Raw genomic sequence first — 20992 nt, 5'->3', positions numbered from 1 at the left:
GCAATGGCAACCGCACCTTTCACCCGCGGCTGGGAGCTTCGACGCGAGCGGGACGTCGAGTACACCCGCGTCGACCTCCCTCACGACGCGATGATCGGTGAGCGGCGCAGCGCCGGTGAATCGTCCTGGGCGCATGGCGCTTACTTTCCAGGAGGCACGTACCGATACCGCAAGGTGTGGACACCCGGATCTGAGATCACCGGCAAGGAGGTCGCGCTTCGCTTCGAGGGGATCTACCGTCGCTCCCGCGTGATGTTGGATGGCCGAGCGGTCGGCGGCTCGCCCAGCGGCTACCGCGAGTTCGAGGTCCGGCTCGATCCGCACCTGCGAGAGGGCGTCGAGCACACGATCGAGGTCGCGGTCGACAACGCCCAGACCCCCAATGCGCGGTGGTACACGGGATCGGGAATCTATCGGCCGGTCTGGCTGGAGGTGCGCGACCGCGTTCATCTCGTCGAAGGTGGACTGGCGGTACGCACCCGGCTCGCCGGGTCGACGGCGATCGTCGAGATCGACGCGGCGATCGCCAACCCTGACGGCGAGTCTGTCGACGTCGTCGTCACCCTCCGCCGCGACCGCGACGTGGTGGGAGAGCGCGGCGCGGTCACGGGTGGCGCGACGGCCGCAGTCGACCTGAGCGTTCCCGACGCCGCCGTGTGGTCAGCGGAGTCGCCGTCACTCTACGACTTGGAGGTCGTCCTCTCGGTCGACGGCGTCGAACGTGATCGGACTTCACGGCGGATCGGTCTGCGCACCGTCGTCGCCGATACGCGCCGTGGGCTCCTCGTCAACGGGACGTCCGTCATCCTGCGGGGGGCGAACATCCACCACGACAGCGGCGTGCTCGGGGCGGCGACGTTTCCGGCCGCCGAGCGCCGCCGCATCCGCATCCTGAAGGACGCCGGCTTCAACGCCATCCGCAGCGCGCACAACCCGGCGTCACGCGCTCTGCTCGACGCGTGCGACGAGCTCGGCATGTACGTCATGGACGAGGCCTTCGACGGCTGGTACGACCACAAGACAGAGCATGACGACGCCGACCTGTTCGAGGACAGCTGGCGTGACGACCTCGGCTCGATGGTCGCGAAGGATCGGTGCCATCCCAGCGTGATCATGTATTCGGTCGGCAACGAGAACGGCGAGGCGTTCTCGCCACGCGGTCGTCGCACGGCTGCGGCGATGGCTGCTGAGCTGCGTCGCCTCGATCCGTCGCGTCTGACAACGATCGGCGTCAACCTCGTCGGCGCGGCATTCGCTGGGCTGGCGAAAAGCCACGAGAAGGAGCTTGACGAGCGCGTCGCCAAAGCCGCACCCGACATGACGAGCACCGCTCTCAACGTCATCTCCAACCGCTTCGGCTTCCTCATGAGCCGCTTCCCCAAGCTGCGCGGCGCCGACCGAGCGACGAGCGAGCTGTTCACTCATTTCGACGTGGCCGGTTACAACTATGGAACAGCACGCTACGAGATCGACGCCGTCGCGCATCCCGACCGGCTCGTCATCGGCACCGAGACGATGCCGGGCGACCTCGCGCGCAACTACGCCCTCTCCAAGAGACTCCCGACGGTGATCGGCGACTTCGTCTGGGCGGGCTGGGACTACATGGGCGAGGCAGGAGGCGGCGCGTGGGCTTACGGCACGCGCACCGCGCCGTTCCTCAAGCCCTACCCGCAGCTGACATCGCAGATGGGCATCTTCGACATCACCGGCGTCCCGGGAGCTGCCATCCGACTCGCTCAGGCTGCCTGGGGGATGCTCGCCGCACCCGCCATCGCGGTGCGCCCGCTCGACGTGACCCCGGGGCCCATCGCGCGATCCTCGTGGCGATCGACCGACGCCATCGAAAGCTGGTCCTGGGCGGGTCACGAGGGCGAACGCGTCGAAATCGAGATCTACAGCGACGATGACGAGGTCGAGGTTCTCATCGAGGGACGCAGCCTTGGCAGGGTCGTCGCGGGAGAGACGAACGGCTTCCTTGCGCGGTTCCGCGGCTATTTCGAGCGCGGAACCATCGAGGCGATCGGCTACCGCGAAGGGAGGGGGGTATCGCGGTCGCAACTCCGTACCGCCGGTCCGGCTCGCCTGCGACTGATCGCCGAGAGCGAGCTCGAGATCGTCGGCGACGTGGTCTTCGTGCGGCTGGAGCTCGCCGATGACGACGGCGTCGTGGATGCCGCCGCATCCGACACCATCGTGGTCCGGGTCGACGGCCCGGCGGTCGTCGCGGGCTTCGGGAGCGGGGCGCCAGCCACCGAGGAGTCGTTCACCGATCTCGTCCACTCCACCTACCGCGGTCGCGCACTGCTCGCCCTGCGCAGCACCGGTGACACCGGAGCGGTGACGCTCACCGCGAGCACACGCACTCACGGCGACGCCCGCCTCACTCTCAGCCCCCTTGATTCCTCACGCGACCTGCGCGTCTTCGCCTACTCGGAAGGCTCCCACTCATGACTGCTGTCATCTGCAACCCGATCGACCTCCCGTACCGGTTCCAGGAGCTCACGATCGGTCCCTTCTATCGCCGCGTCGTCCGCGAAGGCGCCGACCCGTCCGTCATCCACTACCGGGGGCGGTTCTACCTGTTCGTGTCGATGTCGGGCGGGTTCTGGCACTCGACAGATCTGAAGAACTGGGACTTCGTCGCCACCCCGACCCTGCCGAACTACGACTACGCGCCCGACGTGCGCATCATCGACGATCAGATGGTCGTCTGCGCATCGCACCCGACGAAGACGGGCAACTTCTTCCGCACGAGCGATCCGCTGGGCGGGCAGTGGGAGGAGATCAAGGGCGCCCTCAAGATCTGGGACCCCAACCTCTTCCAGGACGACGACGGACGGGTCTACCTCTACTGGGGATGCTCCGACAAGACCCCGATCCAGGGCGTCGAACTCGACCGCACGACCTTCCAGCCCATCGGCGACCCGGTCGCGTTCATCCAAGGCGACAACAAGACCCACGGCTGGGAGCGCCGCGGCAGGGACTTCAACCCCGACAACGACAAGCGGTCGATCTTCCTCAAGCCGTTCGTCAGCGCGAACCCGTTCATCGAGGGCGCGTGGATGACCAAGCACAACGGCCGCTACTACCTGCAGTACTCCGCACCCGGCACCGAGCTGCACACCTACAGCGACGGCTACTACACCGCCGACTCGCCGCTCGGCCCCTTCACCTATGCCCCGAGCTCACCCTTCTCATCCAAGCCGGGCGGATTCATGCCCGCCGCCGGCCACGGCTCGACGTTCCAGGACGAGCACGGCAACTGGTGGCACATCGCGACGATGCGCATCTCGAAGGCGTTCATGTTCGAGCGCCGCATCGGCTTCTTCCCCGCCGGCTTCGACGACGACGGCGTGCTCTTCTGCAACCAGGAGTTCGCGGACTACCCGATGACGATCCCTGACGGACCGGCCGACCCGTGGTCGCTGTCGGCGAAGGCCATGCTGCTCAACCCGGGTGCGCCGACGATCGCCTCGTCATCCGATCCCGAGCACGGTCCCGAGCTCGCCGTCGACGAGGACGCCACGACCTGGTGGGTCGCGGCCGACGCGAACCCCGGTCAATGGGTGCAGACCGAACTGACCGCAGGCTCCACGATCAGCTCTATCCAGGTGAACATCGCCGAGCACGAGCTGCAGCCGACCGTGAAGCGGTCGCGCAAGGAGACGACGATGACGGCGCTGTGGCAGCGTCACATCAATCAGACCGAACCGGCGACCCCGTTCGTCGTACAGGTCTCGAACGACCGCAGCGACTGGACGACCCTGTACGATTCGCGAGCCACCGGCGAGAGCCGCTCGCACGTCTTCATCGAACTCGACGAACCCGCCGAGTACCGCTACGTCCGAGTGACGGGTTACGCCCAGCCCTACGGCGGTCGGTTCGCTGTCAGCGGCCTCCGGGTGTTCGGGCACGGCAACGGCGAGGCCCCTGCCGCCGTGACCGCGAAGGCACTGCGCACCGGTCCGATGGACGCGCGGGTCAGCTGGACGGCCGTCCCCGGCGTGCAGGGGTACAACCTGCGCTACGGGACCGCTGCCGACAAGCTCTACTCCAGCTGGCAGCTCGACGCGCGCACGTCGCACGACCTCGGCGCTCTGAATGCCGGCCAGGAGTACTGGGTCGCCGTCGACTCGTTCAACGAGAACGGCATCACACGCGGCGAGGCGGTGCGCGTGCAATGAGCGCCCTCGTAGGCAATCCGCTGGATCTTTCGTACCGCCTTCAGAGCCTCGGAGTCGGTCCGTTCCCCCGCACGATCATGCGGGAGATGGCTGACCCATCTCTGGTTGAGTTCAAGGGGCGCTACTACCTCTTCCCGTCGGTGTCGGGTGGGTTCTGGTATTCGGACGATCTGATCGGCTGGGAGTTCCACGCCACCCCCGAGCTGCCCGTCTACGACTACGCGCCGGACGTGCAGGAGATCGACGGGCACCTCGTCTTCTGCGCATCCCTCGTAAGGGGGACGTGCGACTTCTACCGCACCGCCGACCCGCTATCGGGCGTGTGGGAGCGAATCCCGGGCTCCTTCGCCTTCTTCGACCCGTGCCTCTTCCAAGACGACGACGGCCGCGTCTACCTTTACTGGGGCTCATCGGGCAAGAAGCCCGTCATGGGCCAGGAGCTCGACCGCGAGACCTTCCGCCCGATCGGCGAGCCGGTGGAGATCGTGCGCGGTCAGCCGAAGGTCCACGGCTGGGAGCGATTCGGCACCGATTGGGATCCGTCCGCGCAGGCCAAGGTCCAGACCCTCATCCAGGGTGACACCTATATGGAAGGCGCCTGGATGACGAAGCACGACGGGGTCTTCTACCTTCAGTACTCATCCACCGGCACCCAGATCAACACCTACAGCGACGGCTACTACACGGCTCGCTCGCCCCTCGGTCCCTTCGACTACTCGCCGTACTCGCCCTTCTCGTCCAACCCGGCGGGCTTCTTCACCGCCGCCGGACACGGGGCAACCGTCCAGGACCGCCACGGGAACTGGTGGCACACCGCGACCATGCGCATCTCGAAGAGGCACATGTTCGAGCGCCGGATCGGGCTGTGGCCGGCCGGATTCGACGAGGACGGGGTGCTCTTCTGCAATCAGGAGTTCGCCGACTACCCGCTCCACATGCCGGACGGTCCGGCCGACCCATGGTCGCTCACCGCACGCGAGATGCTGCTGTCGTGGCGTCGCCCTGTGGCGGCCTCGTCGTCGCATCCGAAGCATCCCGCAACTCTCGCCGTCGAAGAGGACGTCCGCACCTGCTGGGTACCGGCCACGAGCGCTCCCGGCCAGTGGATCTCCGTCGAGCTGGCAGAAGGATCGACGGTGTCGTCGATCCAGATCAATGTCGCCGACCACGATGTGAAGCCGCCTCGCCACGATCGCTCTGCGACGGGCAAGACTCTGATCTGGCGCCGGCACATCGACCTCGGCGAACCGCCTGTCGAGGTGCTGGTCGAGGGATCACTGGATGCCGTGACCTGGGAGACTCTCTACGACTCCCGCGCGACGAGCCTCAGCCGCACTCATCTCTTCGTCGAACTGGACTCCCCGCGAGTACTGCGGCACGTGCGGGTGACCGGCTTCGCCCAGCCCTACGGATCGACATTCGCCGTCAGCGGTTTGCGCGTCTTCGGTCAGGGAGACGGGACGCCCCCCGCAGCGGTCTTTCCGACGGCGCACCGGGTCGGTCCGATGAACGCGGACATCCGCTGGCAGGCGATCGCCGGCGCGGACGGCTACAACGTCCGATACGGCCTGGCTGCCGACAAGCTCTACCACAGCTGGCTCGTGCGCGACGCGCACGAACTCGACCTCGCTTCGCTCAACACCGGACACGAGTACTGGGTCGCTGTCGACTCATTCAACGCGAACGGCATCACGCGCGGCACGCCCGTGCAAGTGGCTGCCGAACCCTCAGAAAGGACACTGACATGGACCAGATGACGAAGGTTCGCACGTTCCCCGACGCCATCCGCGCGGTGCGTGCCAATGAGACCACCGTCGAGGCCGCCGTCGAGGAGCTGCTCGCCGAGCTCACCGACGGCGAGCTGCTCGGTCTGCTGGACGGAGACATCACCGTACGGTCGATGACAAAGCTCCCGGGCATGATCAAGTCCGGTGCGGTAGGGGCGGCACAGATCCCCCGGATCGGCTTCCCGGGCGTGCAATTCACGGACGGTCCCCGCGGCGTCGTGATCGAAGGCTCCACGGCGTTCCCCGTGAGCATGGCGCGCGCTGCGACGTGGGACCCCGACCTCGAGCGGGAGGTCGGCCACGCGATGGGACTTGAAGGTCGCGCGCAGGGCGCCAATTACTCGGGCGCGGTGTGCATCAACCTCCTTCGTCACCCCTCATGGGGCCGTGCGCAGGAATCCTACGGCGAAGATCCTGTCCTCACCGGGCGCATGGGAGTCGGCCTGACGCTGGGCCTTCGCCCGAACGTGATGGCGTGCGTGAAGCACTTCGCACTCAACTCCATGGAAAACGCCCGCTTCAGGGTCGACGTCCGGGTCGACGACCACGCACTGCACGAGGTCTACCTGCCGCACTTCAAGGCCGTGATCGATGCCGGCGCCGAAACGGTCATGAGCGCCTACAACTCCGTGAACGGCAAGTTCATGGATGTCAACAAGGTGCTCCTGACGGACGTCCTGCGCGACGAGTGGGGGTTCGAGGGCTTCGTGACGAGCGACTGGGTGTTCGGCACCCACGATGGACTCGAAAGCCTCGAAGCAGGTCTCGACATCGAGATGCCCCTTTCGCTGCTGCGTGCACGGGAGCTGCCCAAGGCGCTCAAGGACGGTCGGCTGGATCGCGAGACCGTCCTCACCTCGGCGCGCCGCATCGTCGGCACCATCCTCCGTCACGCCGCGACCCGTGACGAAGCCGAACCCAGCCGCAGCGTCGTCGCTTCGGCCGAGCATCGCGCGCTCGCCCGCAAGGTTGCGGAGCGCTCAATGGTGCTGTTGAAGAACGACCCGGTCGGAGGCGTCCCCGTACTCCCCTTCAGCCCGACCATCACACGGCTGGCCGTCATCGGCGCGCTCGCTGATCAGTCCAACATGGGCGACCGCGGCTCGTCGCTCGTTCACCCGCCGAGCAGTGTCACGCCGCTCGCCGGACTGCACGAGGCGCTCCCCGACATCGATATCGAGTACGCCGACGGCTCCGACCTGACCGCGGCCGCGGCGGCGGCGCGACGCGCAGACGCCGTTGTCGTGGTCGTCGGCATGGACCACGACGACGAGGGTGAACGTATCGAGAACGACGACATCGACATCAGCTTCCTCGGCTTCCCGTTCACCCTCGCGCCGGTCCGCTGGCTGCTGAAGAAGATGCCCCGCAAGAACACCAGTCAGTTCGGCCGCGGGGGCGACCGTGAGTCTCTCACGCTCCACCCCGGCGATGAGCGTCTTGTCGCGGCCATCGCAGCCGCGAACCCGCGCACGACAGTCGTCCTGATCGGCGGCAGCGCCATCATCGTCGAGGCATGGCGGCAGAAGGTGCCAGCGATCGTCCACGCCTGGTACCCGGGAATGGAGGGCGGCCGCGCCCTCGCCAACGTGCTGACCGGCGCGGTCGAGCCCGGCGGACGGCTCCCGGTGGCCGTTCCGACGGATGCCGCACACCTGCCGTTCTTCGACGCCGAAGCCCGCACGATCGTCTACGACGCGTCGTGGGGGCAGCGGAAGCTCGACCAGGACGGCCACGCCGCAGCCTTCCCCTTCGGGTTCGGACTCGGCTACACGACGTTCGAGATTGAGCTGATCGACCACTCCGCTGCCGAGGAGAACGGCACTGCCCGAGTACGGGTCCGCAACACCGGCGAACGGCTCGGCTCGACCGTCGCGCAGGTGTATGCGGTCGATACGGCCGCCAAGCGGGTCGTTCCGCAGCTCGTTGGCTTCCGCCGCGTCGAGCTCGCACCCGGCGCCGAAGCCGTCGTCGACGTGCACCTCGACCTGACACCCACGCGCGAGCGGGATCCGCAGACGCGGGTGTGGTCTCGCCGACCCGGGACCTGGGCGGTCGTCGCCGATGCACACAGCCCGAGCAGCACTGCCGGCGCACGGCGCCTGTGAACGGAGGAGAGAAATGTCGTCGTATCCCGTGAACTCCCGGAGAGTGGCATCCGTCGCCCGGTATCCCGCCCGCGTGAACCCCATGCGAAACGCCGGCCGTCGTCTTCTGCGCTCCGCGATCGGACCGCTCCTGAATCCCGTCCAGCGCGCCCGCCAGACACAGCTGGCGCTGCTGCCGAACCTGCCGGGGCGCGTCGTGATGCTCGGAGACAGCATCACGGAAGGCGGCGTGTGGAACGAGCTGCTTCCCGACGTGCCGGCGATCAACAGGGGAGTGGGCGGCGAGACTGCCGCGCAGGTGCTCGCGCGCCTCGACCTCGTCATCAATGCCCCGCGCGCGGTGTTCCTGCTCGTCGGGACCAACGACATCGCCTCCGGTCTGCCGACGGCGCGGATCCTCGACGACGTGTCGCGCATCCTGGCCGGGATCGAGACGCGGGCGCCCGGCACCCCTGTCGTCGTGCAGAGCATCATGCCCCGGGCTCTGTCATACCGAGAGGAAGTCCTCTTCGTCAACGCACGGCTCGTCGAGCTCGTCCGCCGCGCGGGCGCCCACATCAGCTACCTCGATCTGTGGCCCGCCCTGGCCGACGCCGACGGCGCGCTGCGCGCCGAGTTCACCGAAGACAGGCTTCACCTCAATGGCGACGGGTACGCCGCATGGCTCGACGTGCTCCGGCCGGCCGTCGAGCTGGCGATTGCCGACGTCACTCCCGCCGCAGGTCAGGGACGTTCAGCAAGGAGGCGCGGCACCGCATGAACCGACCGACCCCCCACTCCTTGAAGACCGACCTGCGCACGGCGCCGCTCGGCATCGACTCCGCGCAGCCTGAATTCTCTTGGCTCATCGACGATGAGGCGTCCGGGTTCGTCCAGGACGGCTACGAGCTGGAGCTGTCGGACTCGAGGCAGTTCTCCGCTGATTCCGTCCAGTGGCGATCCGGGCGAGTGAACTCGTCGCGTCCGTTCGGGGCACGGTACGAAGGCCCTGCGCTCGCGTCGGCGACGATGTACTCCTGGCGCGTGAAGGTCCACTCCGGCACCGCTGCGTCTGAGTGGAGCGCGCCCGCGACCTTCGAAACCGGCCTGCTCAAGGCATCCGACTGGACAGCCGGGTGGATCACGGAAGCGCCCCGCACCAAGAACAGCGCCCCGCGCACGCAGTACTTCCGTCGGCAGATCGAACTGCCAGGCGGCGTGACGCGCGCCAGAATCTACGCGAGCGCGCTCGGCTGGTACCGGCTGTACGTGAATGGCGCCGACCAGACCGGTCCGGACCTCGTTCCCCGATGGACGTCGCTGGACGACGTCGTCGAATACCAGGTCTACGACGTCACCGACGCCCTCGTCGAGGGACGCAATGTCCTGGGCGTTGTCGTTGCAGAGGGCAGATTTCGGGGAGCCCTCGGCACGTTCAACAAGGCCGCGGTCTACGGCGACCGCCTAGCGACGATCGTTCAGCTCGCCGTCGAGTACGCCGACGGCACGACCAGAACCTATGGCACCGACACCTCGTGGGATGTCGGCACCGGACGCATCGTGATCGCAGACCCGAAGAAGGGCGAGCGCATCGACACGACCATCCCCGAGATCGACTGGCTGGCTGATGACGCGCCAGCGGGATTTGCTCCCGCTCATCGCATGCCACCGCACCCTCGTCGGCTCATCGCGGAGGAGGTCGAGCGGGTGACCCAGGTCGGCACGTTCTCGGCCACCGTGTCGCGCACCCCCTCGGGCGCCCAGCTGCTGGACTTCGGACAGAACTTCAACGGATACGCCCGCATCCGTCTCACCGGCCCGGCAGGACGCACCGCCGTCATCCGCTACAGCGAAGTGCTCACCCCCGACGGCGAACTCGAGATGGACTACCTCGAGTACGCCGACTCGAAGGACTGGTTCCAGCGCGACGAGGTCATCCTCGACGGCCAGCCGTTCGACTACACGCCCTCGTTCACGATCCGCGGATTCCGCTACGCCACGGTCGAGGGCGTGGACGACGACCTGACGCCCGACGATGTCCTCGGCATCGAACTGTCCACCCCGCTGCCCGTGATCGGCGAATTCCGCGCATCCGACCCGCGGCTCGAGCAGATGGTCCGCACCACCATGGCATCGCTCCGCGCCAACTTCTCCGACACCGCCACCGACTGCCCCACGCGCGAGCGCACCGGATGGACGGGCGACGTCCAGGTATTCGCACCCACCGCCGCGATCATGGTCGACTCCGACGCATTCCTCCGCCGCTACCTGCGCAACCTCGCCCTCGAGCAGGACCCCGACGGTCGCCTGCCGAACTGGATCCCGAGCGAGACCTCCGACTTCAGCTGGGCCCTCCGGGACCGCGCCCTGAGCTTCGTGCGCTCGTCCGTGGGGTGGGGGGATGCCGCGGTCCTCGTGCCGTGGACGCTCTACCAGTACTACGGCGACGAAGAAGTGCTGCGCCGTCAATGGGACAGTGCAAAGGCCTGGGTCGAGCAACTTGAGCGCCGCGCACGCAAGAGCGGCCTCTCGCGCCGGTTCGGCAAGCGCGTCGGCCGCCTCGAGAAGTACATCGTCGACACCGGGTACCACTACGGCGAGTGGCTCCGGCCGGGGGAGAACCCCGCGAACACCTTCCGCGACAACGTCCTGCGGCCACCGGCGGCGCTCGCCACGGCGTACTACGCACTGTCGAGCGGAGTGCTCGCACAGATGGCCGACGTCCTCGGCGACGACAAGGAAGCGGTTCGCTGGACCGAGACCTCCCATCGCGTACGAGAAGCGTGGCGCGCAGCGTTCGTCACCCACAACGGCGGGCGGATCGCCGACGATCGCCAAGACGACTACGTTCGCGGACTCACGTTCGACCTTCTCCTCCCACAACAGAGGCCGGCGGCGGCTGCCCGGCTGGCGGAACTGGTCACCGAGGCGGACGACCACCTGGGCACCGGCTTCCTGAGCACCCCGCTGCTCCTGCAGGCGCTGTCCGAGAACGGTCACGCGGACGTCGCCTACCGACTCCTCCTCCAGGAGACGGCGCCATCCTGGCTCGGCCAGCTCAACCGGGGTGCGACCACCTGGTGGGAGACCTGGGAGGGCTACGAGGAGAACGGCCACGCGAAGGTCTCGCACGACCACTACACCTTCGGGTCCGTGACCCGCTGGCTTCACGAGCACGTCGCAGGATTGCGTCCGCTCGAACCCGCGTACCGCCGGTTCCTCGCCGCGCCGGTCATCGGCGGCGGGCTCACCTCCGCGTCGAGCGCCGTCGATACTCCCTACGGTCGAGCCGCCAGCTCCTGGAAGATCGCGCGTGGCCGGATTCACCTCGCGGTCACGGTGCCCGCAGGCACGACGGCGGAGGTGCGGATCGGTGACCGCGTCGAGCAGGTCGGGGCGGGACAGCACGAGTTCAGCGCGCTCGCCGACTCGCCTCTCATCGGAACGAAGCGGTGAAGGTCGAACTGAACGCGGGCTGGACCGTCGAGCGCGCGGGGGAGGAGCCCACCCCGGTCACCCTTCCGCACGACGCGATGATCCACGAGCGACGCGACCGGAAGGCCCCCGCAGGGCCGGCTTCGGGGTTCTACCCCGGCGGTGCCTACATTTACCGCACGACGATCACCGCGCCCGCTGAGTGGTCGGACAAGCACGTGTCAGTGGTGTTCGAGGGCGCCCAGCGCAACAGCACGGTGCACCTCAACGGCCACGTGGTCGGTGGACGCCCGTCCGGGTACGCCGAGTTCTCCGTCGATCTCGACAAGCACCTGAGATTCAGTGAGGACAACGATCTCGAAGTCGTCGTCGACAACTCCCTGCAGCCCAACACGCGCTGGTACAGCGGGTCGGGGCTCTACCGACGAGTGTGGCTGCAGGTCGAGGGGACGACACGCTTCGCGGAAGACGGCATCCGATTCCGTACGGTCTCGGCGGGCATCCCCGCTCGCGCCGAGGTGGAGATCACGGCCCTCGACGACGCCGGCCTTCCCTTCGCGGTCGAGGTCGAGCTCCGCGCAGGCGAAATGACGGTCGCACGCGGGGGCGCCGAGGCATCCTCCAACGATCCCGTCGTCGTCGCGATCGACGTCGAGTCCCCGAAGCTGTGGTCGGCCGAACATCCGCACCTCTACGACCTCGTCATCCGCGCGACCCGCGACGGCTCGACGCTCGCTGAGCATCGCGAACGCGTCGGCATCCGCATCGTGACAGCCGACGCTCGACGCGGACTGCTCGTGAACGGCGTATCGACACTGTTGCGCGGCGGCTGCCTCCACCACGACAACGGGGTGCTGGGAGCAGCGACGTTCCGCGACGCCGAGTTCCGGCGGGTGCGCATCCTTAAAGAGGTCGGCTTCAACGCCATCCGCGCCGGTCACACCCCACTCAGCCGCGACGTCCTCGACGCCTGCGACGAGCTCGGCATGTTCGTGATGGACGAGCTGACCGACGTGTGGTTCAAACCCAAGGGGCAGTTCGATTCGGGGCGGGACTTCCGCACCTGGTGGCGTCGCGACCTGGAATCCATGATCGCGAAAGACCGCAACCACGCGAGCGTCATCCTCTACTCGATCGGCAACGAGAACGGTGAGACCGCCACCGAGGAGGGCATCGCCGTCGGTCGAGAGATGGTCGCCGCATGTCACGACCTCGACCCCACCCGTCTGGTCACCGCAGGGGTCAATCCCTTCCTGAACGCGCTCGCCAGCGCGGGAATCGGTCTGTTGAACATGGGGGGCGACGAGGACCAGGATCCTTCGACGATCGAGGTGAAGACGGTCAATGATGCGCCGAAGCTCGCCAGCAGCACCCTGATCAACCAGCTCATGAACGTTCTGAACGAACGCATCCTCAGCTATCCCCGGCTGCCGCGATTCGATTCGTCGACGAAGGGCATCTTCGCCGAGTTGGATGTCGCCGGCTACAACTACGGCGTGGGCCAGTACGAACTGCACTCCCAGCGTTATCCGGATCGCGTGATGGTCGGGACGGAGACCAACCCGAAGGACGTCGTCCGCAATTGGAACCTCGTGCGCAAGCACCCGTATCTCATCGGCGACTTCATGTGGACGGGCTGGGACTACCTGGGCGAGGCCGGAATCGGCTCGTATACCTACGGCAAGGACCGCGTCGGGCTCATCAAGCCGTTCCCGTGGTTGACCGCCGACTGCGGCGCAGTCGACCTGATCGGAAACGTCACCGCCGCGGGCCTGCTCGCGCAAGCGGCGTGGGGGAGGACCGAGCCCGCCATCGTCTCGCGACCGCCGCAGTACGTCGGGCTCAAGAAGGTCCCGACCAACTGGCGCGGCACCGATGCCATCGCCACCTGGTCGTGGACGGGGTATGAGGGCAAGCCCACGGAAGTGCTGGTGTACTCAGCTGCCGAGTCTGTCGAGCTGTTCGTCAATGGGCGTTCGCTCGGCCGTCGGCCGGCTGGAGCAGAGCACGGATGTACCGCCGTCTTCCCGGTGACCTACGAGCCGGGCGAACTCGTCGCTGTCGCATATGAAGGCCACTTCGAAGTCGGGCGCACCGTCCTGCGCAGCGCTGGATCCGGCATCCGTCTCCGCCTTTCAACCGACCGCGAAGAGCTTCAGGGCGGCGAGCAGGATCTGGCATTCGTCCGAGTGCAGCTGACGGATGATGACGGCATCGTCGTGCCGTGGAGCGGCGTCGCACTGACAGCGACAGTGTCGGGGGTCGGTTCGCTCGCCGGATTCGGCAGCGCCGACCCCAAGCCGGCGTACGGCTTCGTCAGCGGATTCAACGCCACATTCCACGGCGAGGCGCTCGCGGTGGTGCGAGCCGGAGTCGACGCCGGTGAGGTGACGCTCACCGTGGCCTCGGACGGCTTCGGTGAGGAGACGATCACGCTCGCCGTGGACTCGCCGAGCGCTCAGCGATCACGTCCGCACGCACTCACATCGATCTCTGAACCTTAAGGAATCCCATGCAGACAGCAGTCATAACCGGCGGAGCCGGGGGAATGGGTCTGGCAACGGCCAAGATCCTCGGCCGTGATCACCGGGTCGTCCTCGCCGATCTCGGGCGGGAGCGCATCGACGCGGCGGTGGAGGAGTTGAAGGCGCTCGGACTGAGCGCGAGCGGGTTCGTCAGCGACATCACCGACCGCCGCTCCGTGGAGGCGATGCTCGATGCCGCAGAGGCGGGCGGCCACCATGTCCGCGCGCTGGTGCACACGGCGGGGATCAGCCCTCAGATGGGGACGGCCGACCGCGTGGCGCGGATCAACGGCACCGGCACCGTCAATGTGACTCAGGCCTACCTTGCCCGCGTCGAAGAGGGGGATGCGCTCGTGAACGTCGCGTCCGTCGCCGGCCACGGATTGCCCAAGCCGCTGGTGCCGTCTCGCGCGTTCCGCGTCGCCGAATCCGACCCCGCCGCGTTCGAACGAGCGATCGTCAGTCGGTCGCGCGTTCTGGGCAAGAAGCTGCACTCCGGACTGGCGTACTCGATGAGCAAGACGTTCGTGATCTGGTATTCGAAGCAGCAGGCGGGTGCGTTCGGTGCCCGCGGAGCGCGGATCCTGTCGGTCTCACCGGGCAGCTTCGACACCGCGATGGGGCGGCTGGAGTCCGACCACGGCGCGGCTGACCTGCTGAAGGTCTCGGCCATCAAACGTTTCGGCAAGCCTGAGGAGATCGCCGCGGTTCTCGCGTTCGCCGCGAGCGAGGCGCCCGGCTATCTCACCGGCACCGACATCCTCGTCGACGGCGGTACCCGCGCAGGCCAGGTGTTCGCCAAGCGTCGCTGACGACCACCGCGATCTCTTCTAGACGTACTTCACACGAACCAGGAAAAGGAACTCAAAATGGGAACTCTCAACGGCAAGTCTGCAATCGTCACCGGCGCGGGCGGAGGCATCGGTCGAGGCGTCGCTCTCGCCCTCGCCAAAGAAGGCGCGAACGTGACCGTGGTGGATCTCAATGGCGACGGCGCCGACGAGACGGTCGCCCTGCTCACAGGCCTGGGAGCGGACGCGCTGGCGGTTCACGCCGACATTCGCGATTCGGCTCAGGTGGACGCGGCGGTCTCTGCGGCTGTCGACCGGTTCGGGACCGTCGACATCCTCGTGAACAACGCGATGGGCGCCCGCGGGCAGGTCGCCTTCGAGGACATCACCGACGACGACCTCGACCTCGCTTTCGGCACCGGACCGATCGCCACGGTCTACTTCATGCGCGCGGCCTTCCCGTATCTGAAGAACGGCTACGGCCGCGTGATCAACTTCCGCTCCGGAGCGGAGATGATCCCGCTCGGCGGAATGGGCTCGTACATCGCAGCCAAGGGTGCGATCGGCGGCATCACTCGCGTCGCCGCGCGGGAGTGGGGCGTGCACGGCATCACGGTGAACAGCATCGCGCCTTCGGCCATGACTGCCGCGGCCAAGGGCTACTTCGATGCGAACCCCGACAAGCTCAAGGAGGTTCTGTCGACTCAGTCGTTGCAGCGCTTCGGCGACGGCGAAGCGGATGCCGGACGCGCAGTGGTCTATCTCGCCGGCCCCGACGCCTCGTACGTCACCGGGACGACCATCTCCGTCGACGGCGGCGGGGCGTTCTACTCCTGAGGAGGGCTCCGGCTGGGCCGGCGTGGTTCGGTCGGCGCGAGCACACTTCTCCGAAGTCGCCACCGTCTTCCGGCCGCCGACCGATGATCGGCTTCTCTCTAGCGAAAGCACCCTCATGTTGCGTGAACCCTTCAACGACGACTGGTATGTCGCGAAGCTGAGCCCTGAACCTACCGGCGTTCACATCGGACCTGTCTCCGTGCCCTACGACGCGATGATGTTCGAGCAGCGCGACCCCGACACTGTCGGTGGCCATACCACCGGATACTTCCCCGGAGGCGTCTACCGATACCTGAAGACCTTCCGGCCGACTGAGGGCTGGCGTGGCAAGTCAGTGCTGGTCGAATTCGAAGGCATCTTTCACCGATCCGAAGTTCGGCTGAACGGGCAACTGATCGGTGGGAGACCGTCCGGATACACGCTCTTCCACGTCGAACTCGCCGACCACCTCGAATTCGGTGTGGACAACATCCTCGAGGTCGTTGCCCGCAACGACGATCAGCCCAACTCACGCTGGTACACCGGTAGCGGCATCTATCGGCCGGTCAACCTCGTGATCGGCGGGCCCGTCCGCATCACGCCGACCGGGTTGAGGGTGTCAACCGTGTCCGTTGAGGCTGGGGCGGCCGTCGTGGAAATCTCCACGGAGGTCGTGAACTCCCAGTCCTCGTCGCGGACCGTGACGTTGTCCGCACGAGTGAACGACCCTCTCGGCGACGCCGTGACAATCGACGAGCGAGAGGTCGACCTTGCAGGTGGCGGAACGACTTCGGTGACGCAGACGATTCACGTCGCTGACGCGGACTTGTGGTCGCCCGACCACCCAGCCCTCTACCTCGCCCACATGGAAGTCCGCGCCGACGGCGAGGTGCTCGACACCGACACCGTGCTCTTCGGCATCCGCACCGTCTCGATCGACTCGAAGAAGGGGCTCTGCATCAACGGGGTCCCCACGAAACTGCGGGGCGCCGCCATCCACCACGACAACGGCGTCATCGGCGCGCACACGCTGGAAGCGGCCGAGGAACGACGCGTGCGGATTCTCAAGGAAAGCGGCTACAACGCGATTCGCAGCGCCCATAACCCGATCTCGACTGCACTGCTGCGCGCGTGCGACAGACACGGGATGCTGGTGATGGACGAACTCACCGACTCGTGGTGGCGGCCGATGATGCCGTACGACTACGGTCGCGACTTCCCGGAATGGTGGGAACGTGACCTCGCCGCGATGATCGCGAAGGACTTCAACCACCCATCGGTGATCCTGTACTCGCTCGGCAACGAGATCCCGGAGACGGGCAGTGCCGCCGGTGTCGAGCAGAGCAAGAAGATGGTCGCGCTCGTTCGCGAATTGGATGCCACTCGCTTCACAACGAACGCGATCAACGGCTTCGTCAATCTTCTCGCCCCGCAGAACGACAAGAAGCTCGCAGAGAAGGAGAAGAAGGCCGACGAGAAAGACAGAGACAAAGGCGAGGGCAACGCCGTCCTCATCGCCAACCTGCTCGTGGGCGCCATCGAGAAGGTGATGCACATGGTTGCGCGCTTGCCCGCTGTGGACAAGAAGACCCGCGATATCTTCGACACCCTCGACGTCGCCGGCTACAACTACATGCACCGCCGGTATGAAATGGACGGACGGGCCTATCCGGAGCGCGTCATCGTCGGTACGGAGACGCAGCCGTCGCAGACCGCCGAGATCTGGCGGGATATCGAGCACCTCCCGCACGTGATCGGTGACTTCGTATGGACCGGGTGGGACTACATCGGCGAAGTCGGAATCGCGTCCCCTCGTTACAACGACAGGCGTCGGCTCTACCTGCCCTACCCGGGGCTCCTCGCCGGTGAACCCATCATCGACATCACCGGACACCGGCAGACCCAGTCCTACGTCAACCAGATCATCTGGCACCAGACCCGAGGCCCACACATCGCCGTCCGCCCCGTCAACCACTCCGGCAAGAAGCGCGTCAAAGGTGGCTGGCGCGTCTCGGACTCCATCCGCAGCTGGAGTTGGGAAGGCCTGGAAGGCACACCCGCGACTGTCGAGGTCTACGCAGACGCCGCTCGCGTCGAGCTGCTCCTCAACGGTCAGCAGGTCGGATCGCACACGCTGGATATCCAAGACCACTGGCGCGCCACCTTCACCATCCCCTACATGCCTGGCCAGCTCACCTCTATCGCCTACGCCGCGGACGGATCGGAGATCGGCCGGGACACTCTCGCCAGCGCAGGAGACTCCCTGCAACTGAGAGCGAAGGCGGAAGTCAGTGACCTCCGGGCGGACGGCGCAGACCTGGCGTATATCCCGATCGAACTCACCGACGACGCCGGCACCATCCGACCCCTCGCCGACCGCGAAATCACCGTCACCGTGTCTGGTGCGGGCAGCCTGCTCGGCCTCGGAAGCGCCAACCCGACCACCGAGGAAGGATTCGCGAGCAACCGACACGCCACTTACTACGGACGTGCCCTTGCCGTCATCCGCGCAGCCCTCACGCCAGGGGACATCATTGTCGCCGTGCGCGCCGAAGGCTGCGAAGAAGTCATCGTGACCATCCCCGCGCGGAACGCGGGCACCCCCACAGCCAGCAGGGCGAGTGGGTTCCCCGTTCGACGGTGATCCGCACCCTCCGTCAACCAGCGTGCCCGGCCCCGGCCGGTGGGGTCAAGCGAACGGGTCACGATGGATGATGCACGTCTGCACCGGGGTCAGGCTCGACCGTGGCCGGCGAGCGAGGACTCAGGAACCGGCGAGCAGTCGCTCGAGCCCGTACACCAGGATCTTGAGGTCGAACTCGAACTGCTGCTCGCTGCCGAACTCGTCCCAGTCGACGTCATTGAGCTGCTTCAGCACCGTGTACTCGCCCTCGGCAGTCTGTTCGAGAAGCTCGCCCAGGAAGATCCGCTGCGGATGCGCGCCCTGCTCCTGACGGAGGATCGCGTCTCGCGCCGAGGACAGGCTGAATTCCGCGGCCAATCCGAGAGCCCGCGCAGCCGTCGGCACATCGAAGCCCGCCGCAACCAATGCTTCCAGCGCCGTCTCGGCGGGCCCGATGCTCAGCAGATCTTCTCGACCGTCGAAGGGAACGTAATTCATCCACGCTCCGGCTGCGATAACTGATCTGCGCGTGTGCGACGCAAAGGTGCGTACGGCTTCCCGCCAGTCTTCGGACCGCTCGAAGGGCGTGTCAGTCAGGTTCGACTTGAGCGTGTCGACGGCTGCAAGGCGGAGGAGCTCTTCGCGGTCGCCGACGTGATAGTGAAGGGTCTTCCTCGGGATGCCCAACTCGTCGGCCAGGCTCTGCATCGTGAGGGTCTCGGGATCGAGTCCGCGGGCGGCGGTGACGATCTGGTCGCGATCGATAACGCGAGGCCGCCCGCGCCCGCGACGCACTACGCCGCGCTCCTCAGTGTCCGTCACGATCATCCATTCCGCTGCGGGTGGAGTGCGCACAGCTGTGCGCACTCCACCCGCGCTTCAGTATCGCAGTCCGTGGCCGAACCGGAACGTCGGGTCGGCGGTGTCGAACGGCACGTCGGTGCGGCTGGCGAGGACCGCGTCCATGGAACTGGGAAGGTCGAACGGCAGGTTGCCTTCGGGCGCGCCGTCGCCGAACAGCACCTCGACAAGGGCCCGGTCGCCGATGCCGTAGTTCGCAATGACCGCGTTGGCCTCGGTCGCCAGCCGCCCGAGGACAGCCGGGCGCTCCAGATGGATGTCGATCACCGTCGGCACCGCCTGACAGATGACGGCGATCCGGTCCTGCTCGTCCTCGGTGAACTCCAGCGTGCCCTGGTGGAACGCGTCCTGCAGATCATCGCCGGTGGGGGTCCACGGCGTCTTCAGCCGGAGGATCGCGACATCGGCCTCTGCGGGCGTCCCCACAACGGCGCCGTAACCCTCGAGCGCATCCGCGCCGAGGCCCTCGACGTAGACGCGGACATCGCGGCGCAGGGGCAGCGTCGGGCTGCCATCGACTGTCGGCTCGTTGGTCAGCAGCGTCAGCGCGCGCTGCTGGGCCTGCCGCCCGGCCTCGACGAAGTCCGCGCGTCCCACGATGGAGGCCGCGGCATCCTCATCGACGAACGGGTTCTCGAACAGGCCCAGCGAGAACTTGACTCGCAGCACGCGGCGCACGGACTGGTCGATCCGGTCCTCGGTGATGCGGCCCTGTCGCACGAGGCCCACCAGGAGATCGGTGCAGTCCTCGCCGCCGAGCTGGTCCACGCCGGCGTCGAAGAGCTTGACGATGCGCTCCTCACGCGACAGGTGCTCGACACCCCAGCCCTTCGCCTTGCCGATCTCTCCCATTCCCGGGGTGTCCGTCAGCAGCGTGAAGTCGGTGCAGACGAGGCCGTCGTACCCGAGCTGGTTGCGCAGGATCCCCGTGATGACCGACTTGTTGAAGTTGAATCCGACCTCTTCGTGCTCCGTGCCGACCGGCATTCCGTAGTACGGCATGATCTGCGGCGCCCCGGCTGCGATCGCGGCGCGGAACGGCTCGAGGTGGTAGTCGAAGTTGTCGCCCGGGTAGACCTGCTCGCGACCGAACGGGAAGTGCGCGTCGATGCCGTCCTTCTGGGGGCCGCCGCCGGGGAAGTGCTTCGGCATGGTCGCCACCGAGGTCGACCCCAGGGACTCGCCCTGGAAGCCGCGGATGTAGGCGGCGACCAGCCGGGACGTGAGGTCGGCGTCCTCGCCGAAGGTCGAGCTGATGCGCCCCCACCGAGGCTCGGTCGACAGATCGATCTGCGGGTGCAGAGCCGAGCGGAGGCCTACCGCGGTGTACTCCTGGCGGGCGATGTCGCCGAACTTCTCGACGAGTTCCTCCGAGCCGATCGCCGCGAGACCGGTCGGTTCCGGCCAGACCGAGAACGCGCCGAGGAACAGAACCGCGAGAGGGTTGTCGGTGAAGTGGTTGCGCGGGTCGGTGGACAGCGTGACCGGAATTCCCAGAGGGCTCTCAGCAGCCATCCGCTGCAGGATGTTGGACCACTCGGCAAAAGCCCGGGGATCAGTGGCGCCGAACGCCGCGAAGTGATTCATACGGCGCTCCGTGATGAGCACGCGGGGGGCAGGCAGCGGCACATACGGGTTCGTGCCCTCGAGGTCGCCGGCAGACACCATCGTGTGGAACAGCACGCCGGCTTTGTCTTCCAAGGTCATCCGCGAGAGCAGGTCCTCGACCCGCCTCTCCACGGGTACCTGCACATCCTGATAGGGGAACGCGCTGGTGGCGGTGGTCGTGTCTTGAGTCGTCATTGTCTCTCCAGGTCCGGGTGCATACGCACGATCTTGCTTTTTCGCCGGGCGGCGGATACAGTTCTAGCACATTCTGGCCG

12 protein-coding genes are annotated in these 20992 nt (G+C 66.9%); 10 read left to right on the top strand and 2 right to left on the bottom strand.

Annotated features, from left to right (window positions below; genetic code table 11):
- The first annotated feature begins 3 nt into the window (after positions 1–3).
- The 10 genes from Q9S36_RS27910 to Q9S36_RS27865 all read left to right on the top strand — a co-directional run bounded on the left by Q9S36_RS27910 (position 4) and on the right by Q9S36_RS27865 (position 18269).
- Positions 4–2451, top strand: a complete 2448-nt coding sequence (locus tag Q9S36_RS27910; RefSeq protein ID WP_311288102.1) for a glycoside hydrolase family 2 TIM barrel-domain containing protein — start codon at positions 4–6, stop codon at positions 2449–2451.
- Entirely contained in the window at positions 2448–4184 is a 1737-nt protein-coding gene (locus tag Q9S36_RS27905; protein WP_311288101.1) for a family 43 glycosylhydrolase, read from the top strand. Before Q9S36_RS27910 ends, Q9S36_RS27905 begins: the two co-directional genes overlap by 4 nt.
- An 86-nt stretch (positions 4185–4270) precedes the next feature.
- Positions 4271–5941 carry a family 43 glycosylhydrolase gene (locus Q9S36_RS27900; RefSeq protein WP_311288100.1) on the top strand — a complete coding sequence of 557 codons (1671 nt, stop codon included), beginning with the start codon at positions 4271–4273 and terminating at the stop codon, positions 5939–5941.
- Positions 5929–8079, top strand: a complete 2151-nt coding sequence (locus Q9S36_RS27895) for a glycoside hydrolase family 3 C-terminal domain-containing protein (protein WP_311288099.1) — start codon at positions 5929–5931, stop codon at positions 8077–8079. Before Q9S36_RS27900 ends, Q9S36_RS27895 begins: the two co-directional genes overlap by 13 nt.
- Before the next feature lie 82 nt (positions 8080–8161).
- Positions 8162–8839 carry a GDSL-type esterase/lipase family protein gene (locus tag Q9S36_RS27890; protein WP_311288114.1) on the top strand — a complete coding sequence of 226 codons (678 nt, stop codon included), beginning with the start codon at positions 8162–8164 and terminating at the stop codon, positions 8837–8839.
- Positions 8836–11514, top strand: coding sequence for a family 78 glycoside hydrolase catalytic domain (locus tag Q9S36_RS27885; RefSeq protein WP_311288098.1), 2679 nt, complete (start codon positions 8836–8838; stop codon positions 11512–11514). Before Q9S36_RS27890 ends, Q9S36_RS27885 begins: the two co-directional genes overlap by 4 nt.
- The gene (locus Q9S36_RS27880) at positions 11511–13997 is read left to right on the top strand and encodes a glycoside hydrolase family 2 TIM barrel-domain containing protein (RefSeq protein ID WP_311288097.1); all 2487 of its coding nucleotides are present in this window, start codon (positions 11511–11513) and stop codon (positions 13995–13997) included. The genes Q9S36_RS27885 and Q9S36_RS27880 overlap by 4 nt, the downstream gene beginning before the upstream one ends.
- A gap of 8 nt (positions 13998–14005) precedes the next feature.
- Entirely contained in the window at positions 14006–14830 is an 825-nt protein-coding gene (locus Q9S36_RS27875; protein WP_311288096.1) for an SDR family oxidoreductase, read from the top strand.
- Between the two features lie 57 nt (positions 14831–14887).
- A complete protein-coding gene (locus Q9S36_RS27870; RefSeq protein ID WP_311288095.1) occupies positions 14888–15646 on the top strand; it encodes an SDR family oxidoreductase in 759 nt (252 codons plus the stop codon).
- 115 nt (positions 15647–15761) lie between these two features.
- Positions 15762–18269, top strand: a complete 2508-nt coding sequence (locus Q9S36_RS27865) for a glycoside hydrolase family 2 TIM barrel-domain containing protein (RefSeq protein ID WP_311288094.1) — start codon at positions 15762–15764, stop codon at positions 18267–18269.
- 120 nt (positions 18270–18389) lie between these two features.
- Here the strand turns inward: Q9S36_RS27865 and Q9S36_RS27860 are convergent, their stop codons facing one another.
- Both Q9S36_RS27860 and Q9S36_RS27855 read right to left on the bottom strand, forming a co-directional pair.
- Complete coding sequence (locus Q9S36_RS27860) at positions 18390–19070, bottom strand: TetR/AcrR family transcriptional regulator C-terminal domain-containing protein (protein ID WP_311288093.1); 681 nt, start codon at positions 19068–19070, stop codon at positions 18390–18392.
- A 57-nt stretch (positions 19071–19127) separates the two neighbouring features.
- Positions 19128–20912 carry a glycoside hydrolase family 3 N-terminal domain-containing protein gene (locus tag Q9S36_RS27855; RefSeq protein WP_311288092.1) on the bottom strand — a complete coding sequence of 595 codons (1785 nt, stop codon included), beginning with the start codon at positions 20910–20912 and terminating at the stop codon, positions 19128–19130.
- Positions 20913–20992 lie beyond the last annotated feature (80 nt).

The sequence above is a fragment of the Microbacterium sp. ARD31 genome (assembly GCF_031844425.1).
Note: the sequence above shows the minus strand (reverse complement) of the source record. Positions and strands in the feature narration are given on the sequence as shown.